This is a genomic window from Rhodococcus sp. LB1 (assembly GCF_001583455.1).
In the GTDB taxonomy this organism is placed as follows: domain Bacteria; phylum Actinomycetota; class Actinomycetes; order Mycobacteriales; family Mycobacteriaceae; genus Rhodococcus_F; species Rhodococcus_F opacus.
In genome coordinates this window covers 1-7,243 of sequence record NZ_LTCZ01000108.1, presented here as the reverse complement: position 1 = coordinate 7,243, position 7,243 = coordinate 1, and the positions used below count along the sequence as shown (strand labels likewise).

The window sequence follows — 7,243 nt, the reverse complement described above, 5'->3', positions numbered from 1 at the left end:
GCTGCCACCCGCCCGATCCCCGAAGGATGTGGCAGGTGGCAGCCGGCTGGAGGATCGTCAGCTTCGCGCAGGCACCGCCACGGACTCGGTGGCCGCCGAGGTGCCTTCGGCCGGGATCCGCCGAACGAGAGCATCGAGCGCAACCACACCCGCGCCCGCGGCACCGATCGACAACGGGTTCACCTCCGCCTCGAGGATGTCGGGATCGTCGATCGCCAGCCGGGACAGGCCGACGATGGTCTCCACCAGGGCCGCGACGTCACCCTCGGGCAGACCGCGGTACCCGGTGACGACCGACAACCCCTTGACCTCGTTGATCATCTCGCGCGCCGTCGTGGCATCCACCGGCGCCAGCCGCACCGCCGAGTCGGCGAAGATCTCGGCGAGCACACCACCGGTCGACAGCAACACCATCGGCCCGACATCGGGCGAGACCCGGTACCCCACGAGAGCGTCCGCCAGACCCCGCGGCGCCATCTTCTGGACGAGCACTCGGTCGACCACCACGCCCGGGTCGTACCCGGCGACGTTGGCCACGATCTCCCGGGCCGCGCGCCGCACTCCCTCGCCATCGGTTACCCCGAGTACCACGCCGCCGGCATCGCTCTTGTGCGGCACCTTGTCCGAGAGCACCTTCACGACAACCGGATAGGCGAACGGAAGCGCGAGGTCGTTGTCGAGTTCGTCGATGGACACCGCCACCGACGGCGCGAAGGCCACACCCTGGCGCGTCAGCAGATCCGCCGACACCTTTTCGTCGAGGACTTCGGTGTTCGCGGCCGCATCGACGGCGAAGCGAGCACCCTCACCGATGGTCGCCGACACACGCGTGAACGCCGCCGCCACCACATCGGCGCACGACTCCGGAGTCCGGAACGCCGGAACACCGGAACGATTGAGGAGTTCGGCGGCCTCGGGCGCCTCGGGCAACGCGAACGCCACCACCGGAACCTCATGCTCCCCGCTCTCGGAAATCGCCTGCACGGCCAGTTCCGGGTTCAAACGGGCGGAGGAACCGATGACGAAGACGATCAGATCGAACTCACCGCTGTCCTGGAGCAACCGCAGCGCTGTGGTCACCACGTCGTGTCGGGCGCCGGCCAGACCCAGGTCCGCGATCAAGCTGTGCGGAATCGGCGCGCCGGCCGCCACCATGTCGGTGACCAGTTGCTCGCTGGGACCGGCGATCGTCATTCCCCGAATGGCCAACTGGTCCACCATGATCGCCGCGCCGCCGCCCGTGGTGGTGACGACACCGATCCGCGGTGTCCGCGGCTGGTCGGCCGTCCCGACCCGCGCGAGCAGAGCCGGCGCCTCGACCAGAGACTCGAAGTTGCTCACCCGCGCGAAACCGCAGGCCCGGAAGAAGGCCTCCGACTCGCTGTCCTCACCGGCCAGCGCGCCGGTGTGTGACACCGACAGTGCGGCAGCCTCTTCCGAACGGCCCAGCTTGTACACCGCAACCGGCTTACCGGCCTTCTGGGCGGCATACGCGAACGACGCCAGGTCCTCGGAATGGCGCAGCGATTCGAGGAACAACGCATACGAGGTCACCCCGGGATCGTCGAGGGTGGCCTCGCAGATCGAGCCCAGCGACAGGTCGGCCTCGCCGCCGGTCGACACCAGGCCGGCGAACCCGATTCCCCGACCGCGTGCCCGGCTGACCAGGGACCCGATCACGCTGCCGGACTGCGATGCCACGAAGATGCCGCCCTTCGGGATGTCCGGTTCGCCGAACGCGGCGTTGCCCGTGAGCATCACACCGTTGCGGGGATTGACCACGCCCAGGCTGCTCGGACCCACCACCCGCACGGTGCCTTCCGCCGCCGCGGCACGCAGGCGATCTTCCCGTTCCTGCCCCTCAGGGCCTTCCTCGGCGAAACCGGACGAAAGCACGGTCGCCACGGCGACGCCCAGATGGGCGCACTCCCGGACCGCCTCGATCGCGGCTTCCGCACCGGTCATGACGTACACGTGCTCGGGAACCTCCGGCAGCGCAGACAAACTCGGCCATGCCTTCACCCCCTGCACCGTCTCCCGCCGCGGATTGACGAAATAGGCCTGCCCCTCATATCCGGCCTGTGCCAGGAACTGCTGCGGCCGGGCCGTCGTCTTCGACGGATCATCCGAGGCGCCCACAATGGCCACACTCCTGGGCGCGAGCAGCGGTCTCGCGATAGCCGAATCTGACTGCTTCTGCATAACTGTCAACTCCTGTGCAGCGAATAGTGCGAAAGGGTGATGCACCCCAGGCCCGAAGCGGCAGAGCGACCGGATTCGAAGTGCGACGAATCACCGGCCTCCTTGCCTTGTGACCATAGTTACATACTCTATAGAGTACTGTCTATGGAGACAGGAACCAGCGTTCGACCAGCCGATGACAAGCTGACGGGCCCCACCGATTGCCTGGACGGCGACGACTCATCTATCTGCGGCGTCGTGAACACGACCTCACTCGCCGATCGACTGGCGCTGACTGCGCTCGATACGGATCGCTTCGTCGGACATCCACCAGACGGTTTCGATCAACGAGTCTTCGGCGGACACCTGCTGGCCCAGGCGCTTCTCGCGGCTACCGGCACAGTGGACGACAGCCGAATAACGAACTCGCTGCATGCATACTTCCTGCGTCCCGGACGGCCGGGGGAGTCCATCAACTATTCCGTCACCCGTATCAGGGACGGGAGATCGTTCTCGACCCGATCGGTCACCGCACGCCAGGGAGCTAGGGAACTGATGACCTTCCAAGCATCCTTTACCGAGGCTCGTCCGCTGCAAGAGGTGGTCTCCAAGTCCCCGCCGCCGTCGCCCGATCCCGAATCGTTGTTGCCACTTCATCAGCGGCACCGGGACCCCTCGGTACCTCCGGACGGGATGAATTGGCCGACTCGCACCCGGTGGCGCACCGCATCCAGGCCGTTGGATGTGAGGTACATAGACCACACCGACGATCCGGCGCTTCGGCGTTTCTGGTTCCGTGCCGAAGCGCTCAGGTCTACGGCATCACAGAATCTGCACCGGGCGATTGTGGCGTTTGCGTCCGATCGGTCGCTACTTCCTGTCATCGCAAATACACGTGGCGACCTTCGCCGTTCCGGCGAACAGAAGGTGGCAAGTGTCGATCACGCCTTGTGGTTTCACCAAGACGTGCACATAGGTGAATGGCTGTTGTACGTTCAAGACAGTCCACACAGCACCGCAGACGGGCTAGGTACCGCACGCGGTTTGATCTACTCCGACTCAGGGGATCTCGTCGCCACAGTCACCCAACAGGGATTTCAGCAGTGAGATGTCAATTCCAACTCGTCGTTGACAGGCCCTCGTCGACTACCCACTTCGAGGCCTCCCAATCGCACCGGTCCTCTGAAATGATCTATCCGATTCTCCACGGAGACCGGATAGCAGTCCGACCAGTACAGAATCGTCATCGAAGTGGCCCTCGTTGCGGAGCTATCGCGGTGAAGCCGGGTCTGGTCGGTGTTCATCAGCGGATTGTTCGCGGCGTTTCTTGAAGCGGTGGCCGAAGATCTCCTCGGTGTTGCGCTTCTTCAGAATCTCGCTCGACGCACTGGCGATCATCACGTTGCGGGTGCGGGCGATGCAGGCGTACATCGATCCTGATCACACCCGAAGGGAGATTGCGATCGTCGATGGGGATGCGGTGGGCGGGGCCTGGGGTGAGTTCGTGCTGACTGGTTTCTACTGTGCGTCATGGTTTTCGTCGATGATCCGGGCGGAGCCTGATGGGGAGTATGCGGCAACGAATTGAGTGGTGATCTCGAGGTCGCACCCGGCATCTTCTATGGTCTGCCAGAGCTTTTCGACGAATCGGCGCGGCGCCATGCCGAACTTCTGGAATGTCTCCTCGGCAGGGGCTCCGCCGTATGGTGCCCAGATCGAGGCGAAACGGAAGATTCGGCTGCGTCGCCGGTCGTGTTTGGTTCGTCGTTCGAATTCGAATGCGGCCAGATTCGACCGACCACGCCGCCCGGGGCGGTGGTCTCCGGCCCCGGGCGGTGAGAAGCAGGGCTGCGTCGGGTTTCTGTCGGAAATGGGTCTGTGCGGAAGGGCATGTCATCACGACCAGGGATCCCGATTTGGCGAGCGGATAGGGGAGGGTATTCGGATGGTGTCGACCGGGCACGCCGCTCGTCGTGCCACCCGGTCCCGCAGCGCGGTCACCGGGGGAATGCAGACCGGTGAGGCCGCTGACGTGAGTCTTGATCATTGCTGTCGATGCGCACGCTCACTTCCCGCAGCCCAGGCCCGGGTGAGTGGCGTCGGGGCTCACTCAGACCGCGGGCTTCTGCCTTGCGTGGCGGGTGGACACGCCACCGTGCGGTGACCGATGCCGGTGTTGGGTTGATCGGGTTGGCGCGGTGGCGGGTCCGTCCACTGTCAGGAGGCGCTTGACGATACCGAGGCGTGATTGCGTTGGGGTGGAGGAGTAGTCGTTCGATTCGATGGTGGGTATGAACCGGCAGTCAGGTCGGTGTAGGCACTGGGGCGGCGGTCGCGGAAGAGGCCCCAGCTTGCTCGCTGGGTGCGCACCTTCTCCAGATCGAACTCGTGGAGAATGACTCCTTCGCTGTCGTTGCTCAGTTCCTCGACGACTTCTCCGCGTTGGTTGGTGATGAAGGATTGCCCGAAGAATTCGATGTGCGTGGTGCCCTGGGTCTCGACGCCGATTCGGTTGGCCGCGACGATCGGCATCATGTTGGCGGCTGCGTGTCCGCGTTGCACGGTCTGCCAGTGGGTGTGTCGCAGTTCGGTGTTCTGCAAGTCTCCCGGTTCGGTGGAGTGGTCACCGTGGTCGTCGTTCGCGGTGGGGCTTGATCCGATTGCGGTGGGGTAGAGCAGTAGTTCCGCTCCTTGTAACGCCATGATTCTCGCCGATTCGACGAACCACTGATCCCAGCAGATACCGACGCCGATGGTGGCGTAGCGGGTGCGCCACGTTCTCAGGCCTGTGTCGCCGGGATTGAAGTAGAACTTCTCGTGATATCCGGGGCCTTCCGGTATGTGCGTTTTCCGATATGTTCCGAGGATCGTGCCGTCTGCATCGATGATGGTGACGCTGTTGAAGTACTTCTGACCGTCGCGTTCGAATGTGCTCACCGGTAGAACGATCTGCAGTTCGTGGGCAAGGTCGCGGCCCAGTTGCACCGCGGGGTTCTCGTCGATGGGTGCGGCGAGTGAAAAGTACTCGTCGTCAAGGCTCTGGCAGAAATAGGGCGTCTCGAATAACTCGGGGAGGGCGATGATCTGGGCACCGGCGCCGGCGGCTTTGCGTACCAGGCGCTCGGCGGTGGCAAGATTTTCGTGTAGGTCCCAGGTGCAGGCGAACTGGGTGGCGGCCACGGTCACTTGCCGTGGCTTCGTTTGCGGGGTGGGTCTCATGTGGATTGCCTTCTCGGTGCGGGTGTTAATGGGCGGGTGTGTGGGAATCGACGTTCACCTTGGGGGCGGGGTGGGTGTGGGGGTCCGGATCGGCGTCCGAAGCGTGCAGCCGGTCGAACAGCAGATCCACTCTCCGGCGTTCGGCGGTGCTCATCGGCGCCACGTAGGTCAGGGCGACGTAGACGGTGGCGTTGACGAGTAGTGCTGCGACACCGGAGGTGAGGCCTCCGAGCCAGGGGATCGAGATCGGGTAGAACACCTGGAGGACACCTGCGGTCACGAAACCGCTGGTCATCGCGGCGACCGCTGCCGTGGCGGTGCCTCTTCTCCAGAAGATCCCGAGGAACAATGTCGGGGCGAGCTGGCAGATCCCCTGGTAGGAGATGAGGGCGAGGGTGATCAGTCCGGAGGAGGTGCCGACGGTGGCGAAGGCGCCGATGGCGGCAAGAAGTGTCAGCACTCCTACAGTGATGCGTCCGATCCGGGCGTCGGTGACTCGGACTCCCTTGGCTACCCCGATGATGTCGTTGGCGGTTTGGGTGCCCAGGGCCTGGAGGTTGGCGCCCACGTTGCCCATGGTGGCGGCGACCACGCAGATGCCCGCCAGGGTGATCAGGCCTACGCCCCCGATGCCGGCCGTGATGAACCACACGTCATCTGGTGCTTCGGCGACACCGGGAACGCTGGAGGCGGCGATCGCCATCAAGGTCAATGCGGCCCCGAAGATCAGGAGCACCGGCGCCGCTTGTACCGCCGAGCGTTTGATCGTCGCTGTGCTGTTTGCCGTGAAGAGTCGAACAAAGATGTCGGGCCAGCACCAACCTCCCAGGGCGCCAGTAAGAATCAGAGACAAGAGGTAGAGAGGTCCGAGCGAGCTTCCCGGCCCGGGGAGTTCGAAGTGGTCCGGGGCGACGGCGTCGAAACCGTGGCCGTTGCCAAGCAGCCAGGTGAGTAGGCCGACAATGATCAGGGTCCCGATGAGGTAGGCGACGATGCCCTGCACCATGTCACTGATGATCACCCCTCGCATGCCGAATCTGATCGTCCAGATCTGGCGCAGCCCGATCACCACGATGCCGATCACGACCGCCGCGCTCGCTCCGACGTGCCCGAACGACAGATACTTGAAGACCAGAGCCAGCGACTGCATCCCGAGAACGATCCACGGAAACGATGCGGCGATTCCGATCAGGGCGGCAACTATCCGGACCGCGCGTGAGTTGTAACGGGCGCCGAGCAGGTCCGCCTGGGTTCTCAGGTCGTAGCGCTTTCCCCAATCGTGGACGGGTTTGGCGAGGAAGAACATGAGCACGACGGCCAGCAGGGAATAGATCATCGAGTAGAAGCCGATGACTCCGGCGCTCGCGGCCAGCCCGGCGAACGAGATGAACATCGTCCCTGGCAGCCACGTATTGAGGAACGCCATCGTTCCGAAGAACGATCCAAAGGATCGCCCGGCCGTCGCGTACTCGCTGAACGTCGCATCCTTGCGTTTGGTGAGCTCCAAGGCCGTCACGACGACAACGAAGAAGACGGCGATGCCTCCGTATCCGATGAGCATGTTCATCAATGATCACCCCCGCCCGCCGAGTCGAGTGCGGTCATCACGAACAGGCTCAGCGTGATGAACACACCGGCTGCGAGGAAGTATCCGATCGAAGCCACGGCGGTGCCGTTGCCGGCCAGCCAATGCAGCGGCGGTGCCAGCCCAATGACGAAGTCGAGCGCCAGGAGGCCCAGTATCAGGGGGGATTGCGACCTTCTCGCCGACGGTCGAGCTAAATGTGACATGTGCAAACTCCGTGGTAGGGCCCTCAGGGCAGATGCCGGAACGTTCCGGCAT

At 64.1% G+C, this 7,243-nt stretch carries 6 protein-coding genes; 2 read left to right on the top strand and 4 right to left on the bottom strand.

What is annotated here, in order from left to right; genetic code table 11:
* Positions 1–57 precede the first annotated feature (57 nt).
* Complete coding sequence (locus AZG88_RS17380) at positions 58–2,202, bottom strand: acetate--CoA ligase family protein (RefSeq protein ID WP_061045467.1); 2,145 nt, start codon at positions 2,200–2,202, stop codon at positions 58–60.
* Between the two features lie 144 nt (positions 2,203–2,346).
* Here AZG88_RS17380 and AZG88_RS49960 point away from each other — a divergent pair, with 144 nt between their 5' ends.
* Together AZG88_RS49960 and AZG88_RS51740 are read left to right on the top strand one after the other, a co-directional pair.
* Positions 2,347–3,288, top strand: a complete 942-nt coding sequence (locus tag AZG88_RS49960; RefSeq protein ID WP_080578188.1) for an acyl-CoA thioesterase — start codon at positions 2,347–2,349, stop codon at positions 3,286–3,288.
* Between the two features lie 247 nt (positions 3,289–3,535).
* Positions 3,536–3,769 (top strand): hypothetical protein, encoded by a 234-nt coding sequence (locus AZG88_RS51740; protein WP_005242615.1) that lies wholly within the window; start codon positions 3,536–3,538, stop codon positions 3,767–3,769.
* Between the two features lie 629 nt (positions 3,770–4,398).
* On the opposite strand, the gene aguB is transcribed toward AZG88_RS51740, so the two are convergent.
* The 3 genes from aguB to AZG88_RS17365 are packed head-to-tail and all read right to left on the bottom strand — an operon-like array spanning position 4,399 to position 7,191.
* A complete protein-coding gene (gene aguB / locus AZG88_RS17375; protein WP_005242614.1) occupies positions 4,399–5,367 on the bottom strand; it encodes an N-carbamoylputrescine amidase in 969 nt (322 codons plus the stop codon).
* 58 nt (positions 5,368–5,425) lie between these two features.
* On the bottom strand, positions 5,426–6,967 hold the full coding sequence (locus tag AZG88_RS17370; protein WP_143767462.1) for a sodium:solute symporter family protein: 1,542 nt from the start codon (positions 6,965–6,967) through the stop codon (positions 5,426–5,428).
* On the bottom strand, positions 6,967–7,191 hold the full coding sequence (locus AZG88_RS17365; RefSeq protein WP_005242611.1) for a hypothetical protein: 225 nt from the start codon (positions 7,189–7,191) through the stop codon (positions 6,967–6,969). The genes AZG88_RS17370 and AZG88_RS17365 overlap by 1 nt, the downstream gene beginning before the upstream one ends.
* Positions 7,192–7,243 lie beyond the last annotated feature (52 nt).

Coding starts and splice junctions, on each gene's coding strand:
- AZG88_RS17370 (WP_143767462.1), bottom strand. CDS start 6,967: ATGAACATGCTCATCGGATACGGAGGCATCGCCGTCTTCTTCGTTGTC.
- AZG88_RS49960 (WP_080578188.1), top strand. CDS start 2,347: ATGGAGACAGGAACCAGCGTTCGACCAGCCGATGACAAGCTGACGGGC.
- AZG88_RS17365 (WP_005242611.1), bottom strand. CDS start 7,191: ATGTCACATTTAGCTCGACCGTCGGCGAGAAGGTCGCAATCCCCCCTG.
- AZG88_RS17380 (WP_061045467.1), bottom strand. CDS start 2,202: ATGCAGAAGCAGTCAGATTCGGCTATCGCGAGACCGCTGCTCGCGCCC.